This is a genomic window from Niabella beijingensis (assembly GCF_020034665.1).
Lineage (GTDB): Bacteria > Bacteroidota > Bacteroidia > Chitinophagales > Chitinophagaceae > Niabella > Niabella beijingensis.
The window spans coordinates 369,938-387,729 of record NZ_JAIQDI010000001.1; the positions used below are offsets into that span (position 1 = coordinate 369,938).

Genomic DNA, 17,792 nt, shown 5'->3' on the forward strand with positions numbered 1-17,792 from the left:
CAGACCCGGCTTTTCGATAGATTATTTTGCCACGATGGAGATACCTGTTTGCTCCCGGAAATAGGATGGTGCGCAGCCTGTATGTTTTTTAAAATACCGGCTGAAGTAAAACACATCTTCAAACTCCAGTTCCGCGGCAATCTCTTTGATCGATTTACGAGTGAGATGCAGCAGCCGTTTGGCTTCGAGGATCACCCGGTCCTGGATCAGCTGCGAGGGCGTTTTGCCAAACCGGTGCCGTATTTTTTTACTAAAACTGTCTGCAGACAATGAAAGCTGTGCCGCATAAAAAGCCGGGCTCCGCTCGGTAAGATAATAGCGTTCCAGCAGCTGTTGAAAATCACGGTCGCCTTCCCGGGTTTTCACCGCGTCTTTTTCCAGCTGTGCTTTTTTCTCCCGGCTGCACAGGGCCAGCAGCAACTGGAGATAGGCCTTAAGTACAGCAACTGAATAGTCGCCGCCGGTTCTTTGCTCTTTTTTAATTTTTGAAAACACTGTACCTACTTCAGCAAACACAGCCGGTGCCAGCCGCACCTGCGGACTCAGGTAAACATTATTAAACAGCAGTCCGTTACAGGCTACTTCTTCCTTATGATATTCGATACAATAAAAATCGCCGTGAAATTGCAGCAGCTCCATTTCCCTTGCAGCTGCGCCCTTCCATTGAAAATGCTGGTAAGGTGTTAAAAATAATACCGTGCAACCGGAACATTTATAAGCCGTCAGATCCACGCTGAAGCGGCCGGGACCTTCAAATGCGATCAGCTGGTAAAAAGCAGAAGGTTGCGGATTGCGGAAAGCGCTGCCTTTTTGTTTGCCGATCCTTAAATGGGGCTCTTCTTTTTTCAATGTTGCAGTATTTATAATGCCGTTTGTATCACAGACAACGGCTGCAATTACAGGATCAGTGTGTCGAAACAGCTTTCAGCCCAACAATCGAGGCGATCAGTGTGGTAATAAAAAACAAGCGCCAGAAAGTAGCCGGCTCTTTAAATACAAGAATGCCCATCAGCGCCGCGCCCACCGCTCCGATGCCCGTCCACACAGCATAGGCCGTGCCAATGGGCAGGGTCTGTATCGCCTTCATCAGCAGCAGCATGCTCACGGTTATCGAAACCAGGAAACCGGCATACCACCAATACACCTCCGCTCCTGTAGCCTCCTTGGCCTTCCCCAGGCAGGAGGTAAATGCCACTTCAAACAATCCCGCAATGATCAGAATAATCCAGTTCATATATTTTTAATTTACGGCAAAGTTCCGCCGTTCTGCCGGATTAAAATTTTACAAATGATAAATAACGCAACGCCCTAACGGATATCCGAGCGGATCCGGCTTAAGCTGACCTGCGTAATGCCGAGATAGGAAGCAATATGACACAGAGGGACCCGTTGCAGCAGGTAGGCATTTTCTTCCAGCAGTTCTTTATACCGCTGCGCTGCCGTACGGAACTGACGGGAGATCAGCCGCTCTTCCGTTTTGATCAGTTCCTTTTCTGCAAACTTCCGGCCCCAGTTGGCAATGTGCAGGTCTTCCTGGTACAACCGTTGCAGGGCTTCCGTCTTCAGTTCGTACAGGATACAGGGTTCCAGTAATTCAATATTCTCATAGCCGGCTTTGCCCGCCACATAGCTGTTCATGGATACGATGGTCTCCCCTTCACTTCCAAACCAGAAAGTGATCTCATGTTCCTCCGTATGCGCATAGGCCCGGACGATACCGGTTTTTATAAAATATAAATTCCGCTCGATTTTTCCGGCCCGCATCAGCAGGTGGTTCTTTGCAAATGCGGTTTCACGTACCTGCTCCATAATTTTTTCCAGGGAAGCATCCGGAAGAGGAGCTACCTGTTGTACGATCTGTATCAGCTGCATCTTGTGTTTGATCGGTGTACAGCGCCTAAATTAAACATTTTTTCTTCACGGGTCGCGGACAAATAAAAAAAGCTGCTCCGGAAAACCGGAGCAGCTTTAATATCAGAAAAAGGAAAATTATTCGGATTTACCCGCGTTTTCCTGATCCATTTTCTTTTTAAGATCTGCCAGTACGCCAAGATCACCCAGTGTTGCTTTTTCAACTTTGTTCTGAATAGTCTTCACTGCTTTCTTGGTTTTTTCAGCTTCCACACGTGCATCTTTCTTCACCGCCTCTCTTTCGTCGTATGCCGCCTGTTCCCACACGCGGGCGTGCGACAGAACAATGCGTTTTTCATTACGATCGAATTCGATCACCATAAACGGAGCGGTTTCATCCAGACTTACGGATTTTCCGTCCTGCGTTGCCAGGTGACGGTTCGGAGCGAATCCTTCTAAACCGTAAGGCAGCTGTACTGTGGCGCCTTTGTCATCTCTGCGAACGATGGTTCCTTCATGAATACTGCCAATAGCAAATGTATCCTGAAGGGTATTCCAGGGATCTTCTTCCAGTTGTTTGTGTCCTAACTGCAATTTGCGGTTCTCTTTGTCGATACCCAGGATCACCACATCGATGTTCTCTCCAACCTTGGTGTACTCACCCGGGTGGTTAAAACGCTTCAGCCAGCTCAGATCGCTGATGTGGATCATACCACCGATACCTTGTGCCAGTTCTACAAACACACCATAGTTGGTAATGTTCTTCACCTCGCCGGTGTGCTTGGTACCTTCAGCAAAACGGGTTTCGATATCGCTCCAGGGGTCTTCTGTCAGTTGTTTGATAGAAAGGCTCATTTTGCGGGTATCTTTATCCAGTGTCACGATCTTCGCTTCGTGCTCATCACCCAGTTTGAAGAAGTCTTTTGCATTTACCGGAGTGTTTGCCCAAGTAATTTCGCTTACGTGAACCAGCCCTTCCACACCCGGAGTGATTTCCAGGAATGCACCGTAATCTTCAATATTTACTACTTTACCTTTTACGGTATTACCTTCTACAATGCCTTCCGGTAATACATCCCATGGATGAGGGGTCAGTTGTTTCAGACCCAGGCTGATCCGTTTTTTCTCGTCGTCGAAGTCCAGTACCACCACGTTCACTTTCTGATCGATCTTCAGTATTTCGTTCGGATGAGAGATGCGTCCCCATGAAATATCCGTAATGTACAGCAAACCATCCAGTCCGCCCAGGTCCATGAACGCACCAAAGTCGGTGATGTTCTTAACCGTACCTTCCAGTACCTGACCTTTTTCCAGTTTACCGATGATTTCTGCACGTTGTGCTTCGATATCACTTTCAATAAGCGCTTTGTGCGATACCACGGCATTCTTAATGGTTTCATTGATCTTCACCACTTTAAATTCCATGGTCTTACCTACAAACTGATCGTAATCGGTAACGGGTTTCACATCGATCTGAGAACCCGGCAGGAAGGTTTCCATTCCGAATACATCCACGATCAGACCGCCTTTTGTTTTTGAAGTAACCTGGCCGGTAACCACTTCACCTGTTTTGTTCACCTCAACAATGCGTTCCCATGCACGGGTAGTGCGGGCTTGTTTACGGCTCAGGTTCAGGTGTCCGTCCCTGTCTTCTTTTTCAACGATCATCACTTCCACTTCATCTCCTACTTTTAATCCCTGGAGATCGCGGAATTCGTTCAGGGAGATCAGGCCATCGCTTTTAAAACCGATGTTCAGCACTACATCTGTATTGGTAATACCAACAACAGTACCATTGATCAGTTCCCCGTCGTTTAATTGTATGAAGGTATTTTCATACACTTTGTCGTACTTTTCTTTTTCTTCTTTGGAATAAGCAGAAACATTACGCTTATCCACGCTCCAGTCGAAATCATCGTGTGCGGTTTCAACGGCAACAGGTGCTTCTTCTGCGGGTTTAGCGGCTTCTACAGGTGCAGTGGTTGTCGCTGTAGATGCTTCTTCTACCGGTTGATCGGCAGCGCCCGCATTCTCCTGTGCATCAGCGTTTAATTGTTTAAAAAATAATTGGAACATAAATAAATCCGAAGGTTTTTAAATTCGGACTGCAAAGTTACGAAATTCCCGGGGAATGACCTAATTGGCCCTGACCGGCATAAGTCGCTGATTTTCACTTGGATCAGCACCTGTAACCCTGGTCGGCTTCCTTGCGTCGCACTCTTGTGCTGCAGCACCTATAGCAGCAACTGATACCTGTCTTCGGGGACCTGAGCGGCCGGCGAGGCCGGTCTCCTTGTCTCTCCGATCACCTCGCGCTTTTGTTTGTAGCGTCCTTTCAGTCAGCTCAGGTTCCCTGTTTCTTAACCCTTGACGGTGCATTAACATACCACTTGCGATCATATCGCACAAAAAACGACAGCCAGACGCTCCGTGCCATGCGCATCAGCACCGGCTGCAGGCAGATCAGGAACACGGCATTAAAGATCAGCCAGTAGATCCAGCGGTCGTCATAGATGCTGAGTCCGATAAATACCCACCAGGCCACCAGGGTGGCAACACTCAGCGCAACCGTCAGCACATAACTGACATAGCCGGCACCAAAATAAAATCCGGTCTCCAGTTCAAACGGCTGTTTGCATACCGGACACTCTTTATACATGCGCATCGTGGTTTTTAACTTATAGGGATTTTTTACTTCAAACATGGCATGCCGCCGGCACCTGGGGCATTTGGAGGCCATCACATTCAGGTAGCTGGGCACTTTGTCCCGGTCATCGCCGGCTGTTTCAATTGTATTTACAGGTTCCATAATTGCGTTACTTGAAAAATTGTTTTCGGAATTCATCGGGCGTCAGCCCCTCATATTTTTTAAAAAAGCGGTTAAAATAAGAATTGTCCTGGAAATCGAGTTCATAGGCTATTTCAGCCACGGTTTTGCTTTCATTGATCAGCAGGCGCTTTGCCTCCAGCAACACCCGGTCGCGGATCAGCTCGCCCGCCGTTTTACCCAGGAGGTCCTTGCAAAGTGCATTGAGATGATTGGGGGTTATATACAACAGATCGGCATACTCCTTCGGCAACCGCACCGACCGGTAATGCGTATCGATCAGCCGCCGCAGGTTATGCAGCACCATTTTCTTTTGCTCCGGCACCGCCTTTGCCGGCCGGGGGCCGGCTTCGTTACCGATAAGCAGCAGGATCTGCAGCAACAACACACGCGCCAGATCGGGAGACGCCTCCTCCTCCGAAGCATAACCGATCAATTCTTCAAACAATGCCGGGAGCTTTTGCTGAAGCAGTACCGGCAGCTGAAACACACAATCTGTACTGATGCCGCTGAAAAAAAAGAACCGCTCCAGATAGTATTGATTGTAAAGGAAATCCTTAAAAAAACTATCCGGGAAATTGACCACGAACCCGCTTACCGGGGTGGTAAAATGCCAGCTGTGCACCTGCCCGGGAATCATACAGTATAACTGGTAGGGCGTTACCTCGAAGCGTTCAAAGTCGATTGTATGACTGCCGCTGCCGGAAGTAAAAAGTACCATATGATAAAACGAATGCCGGTGCGGGCGATGCAGGTGTTCATAATGTTTCCTGAGATAAGAAGAAAAATGTTCTGCCTGAAAATCGGCCTGCTGCCGGGGTTCCTGCAGCAGGTTACGGAGTGAATAAACAGGTATTTTTTCTTTTTGCGCCACCAGTTGGATTTATGCCGCAAAGGTACAACCCATTGCTGAAGAGATACCGGTCAAAAAAAGCTTTTTATGGCACTTTTTACCGGTGTGCTATTTTTTGGTGGATTCCCGTTCGGAAAGTGTGGAGTCCATATTGATCTTCTCGGGCACAAAACGGGCCGGTTTTTCCAGCGCAAGGATCAGCTGTTGTACGGCGGTCAGCCCTATTTCAAAGGCCGGTTGTGTAATGGTTGAAAGCGAGGGCTGCAGCAGGTGGGCGGTGGGCATATTACTAAAACTCAGGAGTTTCAGTTTTCCCGGAATATCAATATTATGTTTCCTGCAGATATCGTAGGTGATCAGGGCATGGGTTTCCACAGAAGTAAACAAGCCATCAGGAGGATCTTTTTGCAACAGTGCATTTTCGATCAATGCAGTGTCGTGTATATAGTCTTTCCGGCTGGTCAGGATCCATTCCGGCCGTACTTCAATCCCTGCATCTTCCAGTGCCTTCTTATAGCCGTTGAGCCGGTCGATGCCGATGGATATCTTATCAGACACCTGGCAATGCGCAATACGTTTGCAGCCCTGATGGATGAGGTAGCGCGTTCCGTTATAAGCGATCTCATAGTTATTGGTAGTGATAACGCTGCTTTTAAACCCTTCTGCCACGCGGTCAAAAAAAACGATCGGCAGCCCTTTTTCCTGCAGGCTCTGCAGATGAGCCGTATCATCAATCGGACTTGTAAGGGAGATCACCAATCCGTCCACCCTTCCATTGGTAAGGTGGCGCACCACCTCTTTCTCATATTCCGGATTTTCATTGGTGATGTAGATCAGTACATGGTATCCCTTGGCATGTGCTGCTTCCTGGATTCCTTTGATCGCAAAAATGAAAAAGTTATTGATGATATCCGGAACAATTACCGCAATGGTTTTGCTTTTAAATTTGCGCAGGCTGCCCGCATAGGGGTTGGGTTCGTAATTCAACTCGCGCGCCAGGTCCATCACCCGTTTCTTGGTATCCGCACTGATCTCGTGACTGTCACGCAGTGCTTTTGAAACAGTGCTTATAGAAAGATGTAAAAGAGATGCCAGCTTTTTTAAGTTGATCGGTTCCATGTTCATCCTTATCCCTTTTTTATAATCCTTTTCAGGAATGAAGATAAGGAATTAATGATGGCAAATACCGCTTCCCGCTCCCGCTCATCCAATAATTACGGAAACGTTGCCATCAGCGGTATTTCAGCTTTAACGTTCAGGATTTTAATCCCTGCAACGCCCGGTTCCGGCCGGGATTAAACGCTTACAATCGAACGTGAAAGACTCCGGACCGATCGGTAAGCACTGATCTCTAAACAGCTGCGGCAGCCGGCTCTGGTCTTGCCCGCAGTACTGTACGTTTACTCGCGGGCTTTTTCTTTTTTAGTTTATTCAGCCAGATCAGCGTGCCCGTCACGGGCAGACTGGTGGCGATCAGGCAGCAGATAAAATAAATAATTTTTGACACCAGGCCATAGATCTCCCCGGTATGAATGGGGCGGATACTGGCGGCTATTTTTTGCCCGGCCGTTTTAGCAGCAAACAGATCCGTTTTTAAAACCGCTCCGCTATAAGCATCAATAATCAATTTATCTGTGGCAGCACTGTTCCAGGAGGCGGCATCATTCTTTGAAATGCTGAAGGTGCCTGTGCTGTCGGCGGGAAAGCCCAGACGGGTGATGCCGGTATAACGAAGCGGGCCATTTCCGATTTCCAGCACTTTATCGGGTGAAAGCATTGCAGTTCCCACCGCCTGCGATCTTACCGGTTTTTCCTTTTTCGCTCCGAATACTGTGGCACCCAACATCGCTGAAGCACTGTTCCGATACCAGTCGAATGACCAGCACAAGCCGGTAAGCGCCATGATCAGCAAAAAGAAAAAAGAATAAAAACCGAGCACATTATGCAGGTCATGATTGATCCGTTTCCATTTTCCCGAAAACAGGATCACAAATCCCTGTTTCCAGTACCGGAGGCGCCGGGGTAACCATAAAATAATCCCGGAGAGGAGCAGTACCACAAAAATGAGGGTGGCAATGCCTACAACCACCCTGCCGGTGGACTGTTCCATCAGCAGCCAGCGGTGCAGCTTCATTACCGTCATAAAGAATTTACTGCTCCCTGTTTCCGTATCACCGGTAACCGTACCTGTATAAGGATTCACCAGTACTGTTTTTCCCCGGCCCTTTCCTGCACCCTGGGGTTTAAGCGAAAAAGCCCAGGCTTTTTGAGGCGTGGCCGGGATGGTAACCGCGGTAACCACTCCTTTGCTTTTTTCTACGAGCGTAACAAGGGTGCTCAGCGGCAGCGGTTTTGTACCCGCGTCATAATTCACAAAATAGATTTTCCGGTTGACCCGCTCTTCTATCTCGGTACGGAATGTATACACCGTTCCGGACAAACACACCAAAAACAGCACGATACCACTGGCCAGACCCAGCCAGAGATGGATGTCATTAAAAAAAATCCTAATCTTTCCTTTTGCCATAACCTGCAAAGTTACCCGGCAGGCCTCCGTAAAGATTTACGAAATCGGGAAAAAATCACCGGCCGGCGGTCCCATTTCCGGCGGAGAGCCGCCTTAACAGGTTTTCAAACCCCCTGGGATCCTGTACCGGCAATAAAGCAGCGTCTGCGGCAATAACCGTTCCGCGGGGATCTATCAGAAAAGAGGCAGGAAGCGCCGCAGCATTCCACTTATTTGCCGTACTCCTTTGAAGATCGGGGTAATCCAGGGCCTGCGGCCAGTTCATCTTATCTTCATTGATCGCAGCACGCCATTCCGCAGTGTCGGTATCCAGTGAAATATTGATGATTTCAAAAGGCAGGTCGCGGAACCGGTTGTATCGTTTTACCAGTTTGCGGTTCTCTATACGGCAGGGCAGGCACCAGGAGACCCAGAACCGGATCAGCACCGTTTTCCCTTTATAGCTGCTCAATGATACAGGTGTTCCATCCGCGCCCGGCAGTTCAAAGGAAGTTGCCCGGACTGGTTTAATAATGGTTTGTGCCTTTGTATAAATACCGGTGCATAGCAAACCACAAAAAAAGGCCCATCGCATTTTCAGAATGCCGGATCGCTGCTGTTGCTTTCTTGTCAATATTATTGCTTGGTGGTATAGGTCTTTGTACGCTCGTACTGACAACAGGCGTGCAGCTTCTCATAAGCGACATCATTGCCTTTGATTGATTTTGTATCATATCCTGCGTCGGCAACGGCCTGTTGAATTTTCTCTCCGTTCGTTTTTTTATCGTCGTACTTCACAGAAAGCAGTTTGGAGGCAATATCCCAGGAAGCCTCAGCTGCACCGGCAGATTGTGCGGCCTTTTCGATGGTCTTTTTACACATACCACAGTTTCCGGAAACCGGTATTTTCTCTGTTTTTGCCTGTGCGGTTGCTACCTGAGCCGCCAGTATCATAAAGATACCCAGCAACGATGCCTCGATTTTTTTCATATACATAAAATTATATATCAGGAATAAGACGCCTTTCTGTGAAAACAGGTTGCCCCGGAAATTGTTCGGTAATTCCGGGATTAATTCACAAATCCCCAGAATATGCCCAGGCGGATCAGCAGACCGGGATACGGATAATCCGTTGATGCAAAGTTATTATTGGTAAAGCCCCAGCTTCCATCCAGGTTGCGGAAAGTGTTCAGGTTCTCTGCGCGTACAAACGCTTTGAATGAATTGATCCGGAAGTTAAGGTATGCCGCTATATTCGGTAATTTATATTGTACGGTCTGATCATCCTGGTAAAAGAATTGTCCCAGGAGCGGGGAATAGCTGTCTCCTTTATAATTGGTCCGGTACTTGGCCTCAAATCCCATAGCAATATTCAGCTTGGGAAAACCCAGTTTTCCTTCATAGCCCAGCCGGTTACGGGTGTAGATCGTTGGCACATGCAGCGGAGCCCCTCCCACTACCTGCTGGAAGTATACTTCGGTACGCCATTTCCATTGTTTGGTCTTCCCAGCTTCAAACACTTTATTGATGCCGATCTGAAGCATATTGAACAATGAGTTATACTGATTGATCTTGTAAAAATCCGTGTAATAGGTATAATTCGTCATCAGGTAATAATGCCCTGTAAGCCCCAGCTTCAGCAGCGGCTGATAAATAGCGGCATAAAGATGCGTGACATTTTCCTTTTTCAGATCCGGGCTTTCCCCACGCATAAAATTAAAACTGCTGATGGGGTTCTGCATTATAAAAGAAGGTGTGCGGTTCACATTCTGCGCCCCCAGCATGAGGCTTCCGATCTTTTTCCCCAGCAGGCTCTGAACACTGGCGCCCAGCTCATAGTCCCCGGCATTCAGACCTGCAAAATAGATCTTTCCGTTGGCCGCCATATCCCATTTCTGGTTTTTGGTGCGGTTACGGTATTCCCCATGACCAAAAATATTATAGAAATTCTTCTTCTGCCGCTCCCCGATCAGCTCCAGCTGGTTACTCCGCTGCAGGGTATCAAACACTCCTGAAAGATTCTGAACACCGGCGCCGAGCTTGATGAATTGCTGGGTGTTCTTTGCATCCGGGAAGGTATAAATAGAGAAGTCGTTCGTCAGCTCCCTCCAGTCATCCCGCTTTGTGAACCCGGATGTGGTGCCGCCTCCGAATACATAATCATAATACTGAAGGTAGTAATCTTCCTGCGGGCTGGCATCTGTAAACATGTAGGTATATTTACTGTACTGGATGGTATGCTCCAGCCGGATCCTTGGAAAGAACAGGGGCACCACGCTGCTGTCCGTTACCAGTGAATCTTTGCGGCCGAAATCGTATTGCTGGCGCATCACCGCATTAAAATCAGCATACTTGGTTCCTGTGGCCACATTGGTATTAAAAAAATTGGCCGAGTAGCCCGTATTGCCGCCCAGTCGCACGCCAATATAATCCCGCTGGGCATAATCCACACTGTCGATAAGCAAACTGTTTTCGATCCCTCCGTTCTCTGCATTCTGCAGCTTATTGGCCGCAATAATAATGTAGTTGTTATACCGTTTGTTTATGGACTGCACCCAGTTGGTAAGGTAATAGCTGTTGTGCGCCGACTTCTGGTTCTGGAACATCCCCGGTGAATTCAGCAAACGATAGGCAAAATGGGCATTCCAGTTGGGGCGGATGTTCTGAGTATGCATCAGCTCGATGAACTGTTCTGAACGGGGACCCAGCAGATAATTCAACTCCGAATACGGCCGGGTGGTGGTAAAGAAGCGTGCTTTTTCAACCGTGTACTTATAAATATCATAAGCGTGGAAACCTGGATCCCATCCTGCTTTCATCCGGGGAGTAAACAGGTAGGACTGTGCCGCATTCCCAAAGTTGCCCAGGTAATTATAATCCGCCGGTATCGGATAGTACCGGGTAAAATCATTGATCGAGGAATCCATCTTATAGTTCCGCGCCGTATCCAGGTAGCGGTAACTAATGGTAATGGAATCTTCAAATTTATTTCTTCTGGCCAGACTGTCATTCCCCGAACCGGCATTTTTAATACCCCGGAACCGGTTGCCGACACCACCCAGCGGGTCCTGCGCCTGTGCGCAGATCCCGGTTATCAGAAGAAATAAAACAAAATAAAACCTCATTTATCCAATTTATGCGCGGGCTACCATTTCTGTAAATAAATGCGCCAGTTTAGGTTCTGCCGCTTTTGCTGCCTCCAGTACTTCCTCATGGGTGATCACATTTTCCTCATCGCGGATACCCAGGTCCGTAATGATGCTTACCGCAAAAACATCCAGTGCCATATGGTTGGCCACAATAGCCTCCTGCACCGTGCTCATTCCAACTGCATCAGCACCCAGGGTATGGATCATTTTATATTCTGCGCGGGTTTCAAATGTAGGTCCTGTAACCGCATAATAAACGCCCTCCCGCACATCGATACCGGCCTCACTGCAAATTTCCCGGGCCCTTGCGATAAGTGATTTCTTATAGGGTTCGCTCATATCCGGAAAGCGGGTGCCCCATTCTTCTATATTTTTCCCGACCAGGGGATTCGGTGTTCCAAAACTGATATGGTCGTTGATGATCATGATATCGCCCACGGAGAAACCAGGATTCACTCCACCCGCGGCGTTGCTGAGCAGCAGCTGGCGGATCCCCAGCAACTTAAATACCCTTACAGGGAAAACCACTTCCTGTGGTGTATACCCTTCATAAAAATGAAACCGTCCGGCCATTGCCACTACTTTTTTCCCGGCCAGCTCGCCAAAGATCAGTTTGCCGGAATGGCCTTTTACCGTAGAAACCGGAAAATGGGGAATCTCTGAATAGGGCACTTCCGCTTCTACGCGGATATGGGCTGCAAAATTTCCCAGGCCACTCCCCAGCACAATACCTACCTCCGGTGTTTCAGGATACCGGGACCGTAAAAAGGCTACCGTTTCCTGAACCTGTTCCACAACTGACTTTGACATAAATTGCTCATTAAGTGTGGGCAAATATAACGAAAGAAACAGCTATACACACGCCGGTAGCCGGAAACAGTTGTTTCTTTTAAAACTATTAACATTCAAAGCCTTAGCCACGAATCAAATGGGCCACGCAGCGACTGGTGCCTGGTGGAACATAGCAGCTTTGCGACCTTCCTGCCCCGCCTGTTGAACCTGTTGCAGGCTTTTGAACGGTTCCGCTGCATGGTAGTAAGGCCGGAACGGAGCCCCGTTTCGGTGTTACCGGAAGAAGTATTTTTTTATTTCCTTTTTCAGAACCGTTACGAATTTGGTCCGGTTGCCGCCGATTCAGCTCGTTTGTTTCAGGATCGCTTTATAAAACTCCGGCCCTTTGATGAAACCGGCGGAGCCCTTCTTTATTTTTCCCGGGGATATTTTATCATACCTGCCCTTATTTTTCAACCGGCATTTCCGAAGCCGGAACGGTTGCCGCTCCCGGAAAACACCACCCGAAAGTTTCACCTGAATCCTTATCTTCGTGCCTGCTTAATAAATAAACTTTTAAAATATTTACAGATGAATCTTCACGAATACCAGGCCAAGGAATTATTGAAAAAATACGATGTTCCGGTACAGGAAGGTTATGCCTGCAGTTCTGTGCAGGAAGCCGAAGAAGCTTACCGGAAAATAAAAACGGAGACCGGAAGCAAATTTGCAGTGATCAAAGCACAGATTCATGCCGGCGGCCGGGGAAAAGGGGCAATTAAGGAAACCGGGATCAACGGGGTAAAAGTGGCCAAGTCGCTTGAAGAAGTGGAAGAGTTTGCCAAAGGCATCCTGGGCGGCACGCTGGTTACCATTCAGACCGGACCTGCGGGGAAGGTAGTCAACAAGATCTTTGTGGCACAGGATATGTATTATGATGGTCCGTCTGAACGTCAGGAATTCTATCTTTCCATTCTGCTGGACCGGAGCAAGGGACAGAATGTGATCATGTACAGCACGGAAGGCGGTATGAGCATTGAAGACGTGGCACATGAAACACCGGAGAAGATATTTAAGGAATGGGTACATCCTTCCGGTGGACTGCTGGGTTTCCAGGCACGTAAAATTGCCTTTAACCTTGGACTGACCGGCGCTGCATTTAAAAGCTGTGTAAAATTCGTTACCAATTTATACAATGCCTATGTAGGACTGGATTGCAGCATGCTTGAGATCAACCCGCTGTTCAAAGCAGCGGACGATAAGATCATTGCGGTTGATTGTAAAATGAATCTTGATGATAATGCCATGATGCGGCATGCCGACCTGGCGTCTCTGAGAGATGTAACAGAAGAAGATCCCACGGAAGTGGAAGCGGGTAAGTACAATCTCAATTTTGTAAAGCTGGATGGCAATGTGGGTTGTATGGTAAATGGTGCGGGGCTGGCCATGGCCACAATGGATATGATCAAATTAAGTGGCGGTGAGCCGGCCAACTTCCTGGACGTGGGTGGCACGGCAAATGCACAGACGGTGGAAGCCGGCTTTAAAATCATCATGAAGGACCCTGCCGTTAAAGCGATCCTGATCAATATTTTCGGAGGCATCGTACGCTGCGACCGTGTTGCAGCCGGTGTGATCGACGCTTATAAAAACCTTGGCAACATCAATATCCCGATCATCGTACGTCTTCAGGGTACCAATGCCGAAGAAGCGAAAAAGCTGATCGATGAAAGCGGGCTCAAAGTGCAATCAGCCATCCTGCTGAGTGAAGCCGCCGACCTGGTAAAGAAAGCAGTTGCTTAATTTTATTTACATATACTTGGGAAAGAGATCGTTTTTAAGCGATCTCTTTTTTTATAGGGACGAGCGCGTAGAGCATTGAGATATGAGAATCGAGGTGTGGGATGTAAAAAGTGGAATGGTGAATACCCGGCAACCTTTTACTTACCGAATGCAGGATGTCGCATTCTGGTTACGATCCGGTGAAATCTGAAATCTCAATGCTCCTATCTCAATTCTCCTATCTCATACCCCAATTCTGAAATCTCAAAGCTGACCACTGAAGGCTGATAACTCACAGCTTTCCTTTTAAGCCAATTTTAACGATCTCTAAGGCAATCTTTATACTAATGCAGCGTTAAAGATGAATAACCTAAGTCCTGATCTGATTTTATCTTAATCAGATCTGATCTATTTTATTCTACTAAACCTGAAATTCTATTATGATTTGCAGACCTATCCGGCTATTCTTTATTGCCGTTCTATGTGGACTCACCTGCTCCCTGCATGCGCAAACCAGTCAGACCATCCATGGAAAAATCATCGGAAGAACGGGCTTCGGCCTGGGAAACACAGTGCTGCGGATGGTTGCCTCCGGCGATTCGACGCAGACAGATACCAATGGCATCTTTACCCTGAAAGCAGGAAAAGGCGATTCGGTGCAACTTCAGAATGCATTGTTTCCGCAGCCGTACACGATCGCGCTTCCGGGATTTGACAGCCTGTTGATCCGTTTTGAGAACAACAGCATCACTACCGGGCAATGGAGCAGTTCTTCCGGAGCCTTTAAAGATTCCGTTTCACAGGAAACAACAGCCGCTGGTACACCGGCGGACACAGTGCCTGCTGCGGCCCAGACCGGCGCCGCTAAACAGGATACCGTTTTTGTAAAAGGAACGGTTGTCAACAGTGCGGGGCAGCCCTTATCAAATGCCAGTATCACCTACCCCGACGGAAAGATCTATACCGCCGGAGAGAACGGTGCTTTTTCCATTCCCTTCCAGCAGGGATTAAAGGTCGTTTTCTCCAGTGTGGGGGCAACCGATCAGGAAGTGGTGCTGAACAATGCCGATGCGCCGCTTTCCGTCCGGCTGGTCACAAAAAAAACTTCAGAAGAACTGGAACGGGTAACCGTAACGGCCATGGGGATCTCAAAGAAGAGCCGTTCCGTAGGATACGCAGTATCAGAGGTCAAGGGCTCAGAGATCCAGACCGCCAAGGAAGTGAACTTTGTCAACAACCTCGCAGGCCGGGTACCCGGTGTACAGATCAGCTCCAACAGCGGCTCTATGGGCGGTTCCAGTAAAGTTACGATCCGTGGTCCCAAATCGATCCTGGGAGACAATAATGCATTGTTTGTTGTGGATGGGATCCCCTTCAGCAATCTGAACACCAACTCTTATGGTCAGCAAATTGGTGGCGGTGGCTTCGACTATGGAAGTCCTGTACAGGATATCAACCCGGATGATATTGATCAGATATCTGTGTTGAAAGGAGCTGCGGCCACGGCGCTCTATGGCAGCCGCGGACAAAACGGTGTGGTATTGGTAACTACAAAAAAGACAAATGGAGGTGGTAAAAAAATAGGTGTGAACTATAGTCTGAATGTACAAACAGACAAAGTGTATGTACTGCCCGATTATCAGAATAAATACGGAGGCGGTTCCAAAACAACATTCGACACTCTTTTTTATAACAAAAACCCCGAACAGTTTTTAAGCAGTTCTTCTCCCGCTTACCAGGATCCGGTTCTGGGGGGCTATGACCTGATGCCGGAATTTGCGGTGGATGAGTCCTGGGGGCCTGCGCTGGACGGCCGTAAGGTACGGCATTACTGGTCTTTTGATAAAAACAAAGCCAACCCATTGTTCGGTGTTACTGCGCCCTGGTCGCCGCAACCCAACAATATCAAAGACTTTTTTCAGACTGGGGTAACCGTTACCAACAGTGTAAGCGTGGGGGGCAGCAGTGACAAAGGATCTATAAGAATTGCAATGGCTGATACGCGGCAGCGATTTGTATTGCCAAATTCAAAACTTTCACGCACCAACGCGGGTATTAACGGCAGTTATAAACTAACGGATCAGCTCACAGCTACTGCAGGTATAAAATATTCTTACACTACGGCAAAAGGACGTCCCGGGACAGGGTTCACAGGGCAGAATGTGATGAACCTGTTCAGTGAATACGGGCAGCGGCAATGGGATATGAGCCGGATGAAAGATTACAAATATGCGGATGGAACACAGATCAGCTGGAACCGGAAGCGTTTTGACGACCCTACACCCAACTTTGCCAACAATCCTTACTGGACGCGTTATATGGAATACCAGAGTGATGACCGGAGCCGTCTGTTCGGTTCTGTGGGTCTGGAATATAAGCCACTTGACTGGCTGTCCTTTAATGCACAGGCCTTTATGGATAGTTATAATACATTACAGGAGGAAAGAACGGCCAAAGATTATTTCCTCGGAAGCTATACAAGAAACACAATCGATTTCCGGGAAATGAACTATATGTTCACCACCAATATCAAAAAAGATATTAGCGATAAGATCAACATTGGAGCTACGGTGGGTGGCAATATTATGAAGCAAAATGTACGTCTCTTTACGGGATCAACACCTGATAAGGCCGGTCTGATCGCCCCCGGTGTTTATACCCTATCGAATATTTCCGCTCCTCCATTGCTTTCAGAAGCGCGACCAAGGAAACAGATCAATTCCTTATTTGGTTCTGCTACTGTCGGATATGACAATACTATATTCGTAGAATTAACAGGAAGAAACGACTGGTCATCTGCCCTGCCGTCAGCTAATCGGTCGTACTTTTATCCATCGGCCTCAACCTCTATTATTTTTTCGGAGTGGATCAAAAATGCTAAATGGCTGAGTTTCGGAAAACTCCGTGCAGGCATTGCTCAGGTGGGAAGTGACACAGACCCATATAACATTTTCAATGTGTATAGCTCACCACTTCTTTTTAATGGAATCCCTTATGTAACCGTTGATAATAGGAAACGCAATCCCAATCTTCTTCCCGAAAAGACCACTGAAAAAGAAGCCGGTATTGAATTAAGATTATTTAACAACCGTGCTGGTATTGATTTCACATATTATGACCGCATTACAAAGAATCAAATCATTCCTGTGAATGTTTCTCCGGCATCCGGTTTCGGAGAGTTTATATTAAATGCTGGGAAAGTGAGCAATAAGGGGATCGAATTAAGGGTAGACGGAACTCCAATTCAAACTGAAAATTTTAAATGGAATATCGGCCTGAACTTTTCCAAAAATAAAAATAAGGTATTAGACCTAGCACAAAACGGAAACGAGGTTGTGGATAAGGTCAATATCGGCACTGAACGAAGGTTGAATGCAGTTTCCATACAAGCCATCAAAGGACAATCTCTTGGAACGCTGGTGGGTTATGATTATACATATATGAATGGTCAAAAAGTAATAGATTCTGCAGGTCACTATGTAAGAACGGGCTCTGTTGTTCCGCTGGGAAGTGTTTACCCCGATTATGTTGGCGGGCTGAGCAATGGTTTTACGTACAAGAACATTAGCCTGAGTGCATTGGTCGATTTTAGTAAGGGTGGAAAATTCTTCTCCTATACCAACATGTATGGCCTGGCCTCCGGGCTACTCGAGGAAACGGCAGAAGGGAATATCCGGGAAAATGGTGTTGACATTTCAGGTGTGTTGCAGGATGGCACGCCTTATTCAACACATATAACAGCCATAGATCATTTTAAAAACAACTTCGGTAAATATATTAATGCCGCAAATGTATACGATGCCAGTTATATCTATTTAAGGGAAGTAACTCTTGGTTACCAGCTACCCCTGAAGTGGGCCGAAAAGATAAAGGCAAGTAACATTACCCTTTCTCTTTATGGCCGCAATCTGTGGTTGATCAAATCCAATGCTCCCAATGTGGATCCGTCCAATATCACCAATGGTACCGGAAACATACAGGGATTAGAAGGTGGCGCACTCCCTTCCATACGTTCCATGGGTCTAAACTTGAATATCGGATTCTAAAACCTGT

14 protein-coding genes are annotated in these 17,792 nt (G+C 47.5%); 2 read left to right on the forward strand and 12 right to left on the reverse strand.

The window, feature by feature from the left end:
* Nucleotides 1–21 precede the first annotated feature (21 nt).
* The 12 genes from K7B07_RS01475 to K7B07_RS01530 all read right to left on the reverse strand — a co-directional run bounded on the left by K7B07_RS01475 (nt 22) and on the right by K7B07_RS01530 (nt 11,996).
* Nucleotides 22–849, reverse strand: a complete 828-nt coding sequence (locus tag K7B07_RS01475; RefSeq protein WP_223706812.1) for a helix-turn-helix domain-containing protein — start codon at nt 847–849, stop codon at nt 22–24.
* 55 nt (nt 850–904) lie between these two features.
* Complete coding sequence (locus K7B07_RS01480) at nt 905–1,234, reverse strand: DMT family transporter (protein ID WP_223706813.1); 330 nt, start codon at nt 1,232–1,234, stop codon at nt 905–907.
* Between the two features lie 74 nt (nt 1,235–1,308).
* Nucleotides 1,309–1,872, reverse strand: coding sequence for a Crp/Fnr family transcriptional regulator (locus K7B07_RS01485; protein ID WP_223706815.1), 564 nt, complete (start codon nt 1,870–1,872; stop codon nt 1,309–1,311).
* A gap of 117 nt (nt 1,873–1,989) precedes the next feature.
* Nucleotides 1,990–3,927, reverse strand: a complete 1,938-nt coding sequence (rpsA, locus tag K7B07_RS01490; RefSeq protein ID WP_223706817.1) for a 30S ribosomal protein S1 — start codon at nt 3,925–3,927, stop codon at nt 1,990–1,992.
* Between the two features lie 268 nt (nt 3,928–4,195).
* Complete coding sequence (locus tag K7B07_RS01495; RefSeq protein WP_223706818.1) at nt 4,196–4,660, reverse strand: DUF983 domain-containing protein; 465 nt, start codon at nt 4,658–4,660, stop codon at nt 4,196–4,198.
* 7 nt (nt 4,661–4,667) lie between these two features.
* On the reverse strand, nt 4,668–5,552 hold the full coding sequence (locus K7B07_RS01500) for an AraC family transcriptional regulator (protein ID WP_223706819.1): 885 nt from the start codon (nt 5,550–5,552) through the stop codon (nt 4,668–4,670).
* Between the two features lie 87 nt (nt 5,553–5,639).
* Nucleotides 5,640–6,656 (reverse strand): LacI family DNA-binding transcriptional regulator, encoded by a 1,017-nt coding sequence (locus K7B07_RS01505; RefSeq protein WP_223706821.1) that lies wholly within the window; start codon nt 6,654–6,656, stop codon nt 5,640–5,642.
* Nucleotides 6,657–6,882: 226 nt separating this feature from the next.
* On the reverse strand, nt 6,883–8,058 hold the full coding sequence (locus tag K7B07_RS01510; RefSeq protein ID WP_223706822.1) for a PepSY-associated TM helix domain-containing protein: 1,176 nt from the start codon (nt 8,056–8,058) through the stop codon (nt 6,883–6,885).
* Between the two features lie 55 nt (nt 8,059–8,113).
* Nucleotides 8,114–8,671, reverse strand: coding sequence for a peroxiredoxin family protein (locus K7B07_RS01515; protein WP_223706824.1), 558 nt, complete (start codon nt 8,669–8,671; stop codon nt 8,114–8,116).
* A gap of 2 nt (nt 8,672–8,673) precedes the next feature.
* Nucleotides 8,674–9,027 carry a heavy-metal-associated domain-containing protein gene (locus K7B07_RS01520; protein ID WP_223706826.1) on the reverse strand — a complete coding sequence of 118 codons (354 nt, stop codon included), beginning with the start codon at nt 9,025–9,027 and terminating at the stop codon, nt 8,674–8,676.
* Between the two features lie 80 nt (nt 9,028–9,107).
* On the reverse strand, nt 9,108–11,162 hold the full coding sequence (locus tag K7B07_RS01525) for a putative porin (protein ID WP_223706828.1): 2,055 nt from the start codon (nt 11,160–11,162) through the stop codon (nt 9,108–9,110).
* Nucleotides 11,163–11,171: 9 nt separating this feature from the next.
* The gene (locus K7B07_RS01530) at nt 11,172–11,996 is read right to left on the reverse strand and encodes a purine-nucleoside phosphorylase (protein ID WP_223706830.1); all 825 of its coding nucleotides are present in this window, start codon (nt 11,994–11,996) and stop codon (nt 11,172–11,174) included.
* A 552-nt stretch (nt 11,997–12,548) separates the two neighbouring features.
* Between K7B07_RS01530 and sucC the strand changes: the two genes are divergently transcribed.
* Together sucC and K7B07_RS01540 are read left to right on the forward strand one after the other, a co-directional pair.
* The gene (gene sucC / locus K7B07_RS01535; RefSeq protein WP_223706832.1) at nt 12,549–13,760 is read left to right on the forward strand and encodes an ADP-forming succinate--CoA ligase subunit beta; all 1,212 of its coding nucleotides are present in this window, start codon (nt 12,549–12,551) and stop codon (nt 13,758–13,760) included.
* A gap of 419 nt (nt 13,761–14,179) precedes the next feature.
* Complete coding sequence (locus tag K7B07_RS01540; RefSeq protein ID WP_223706833.1) at nt 14,180–17,785, forward strand: SusC/RagA family TonB-linked outer membrane protein; 3,606 nt, start codon at nt 14,180–14,182, stop codon at nt 17,783–17,785.
* The last annotated feature ends 7 nt before the right edge of the window (nt 17,786–17,792 follow it).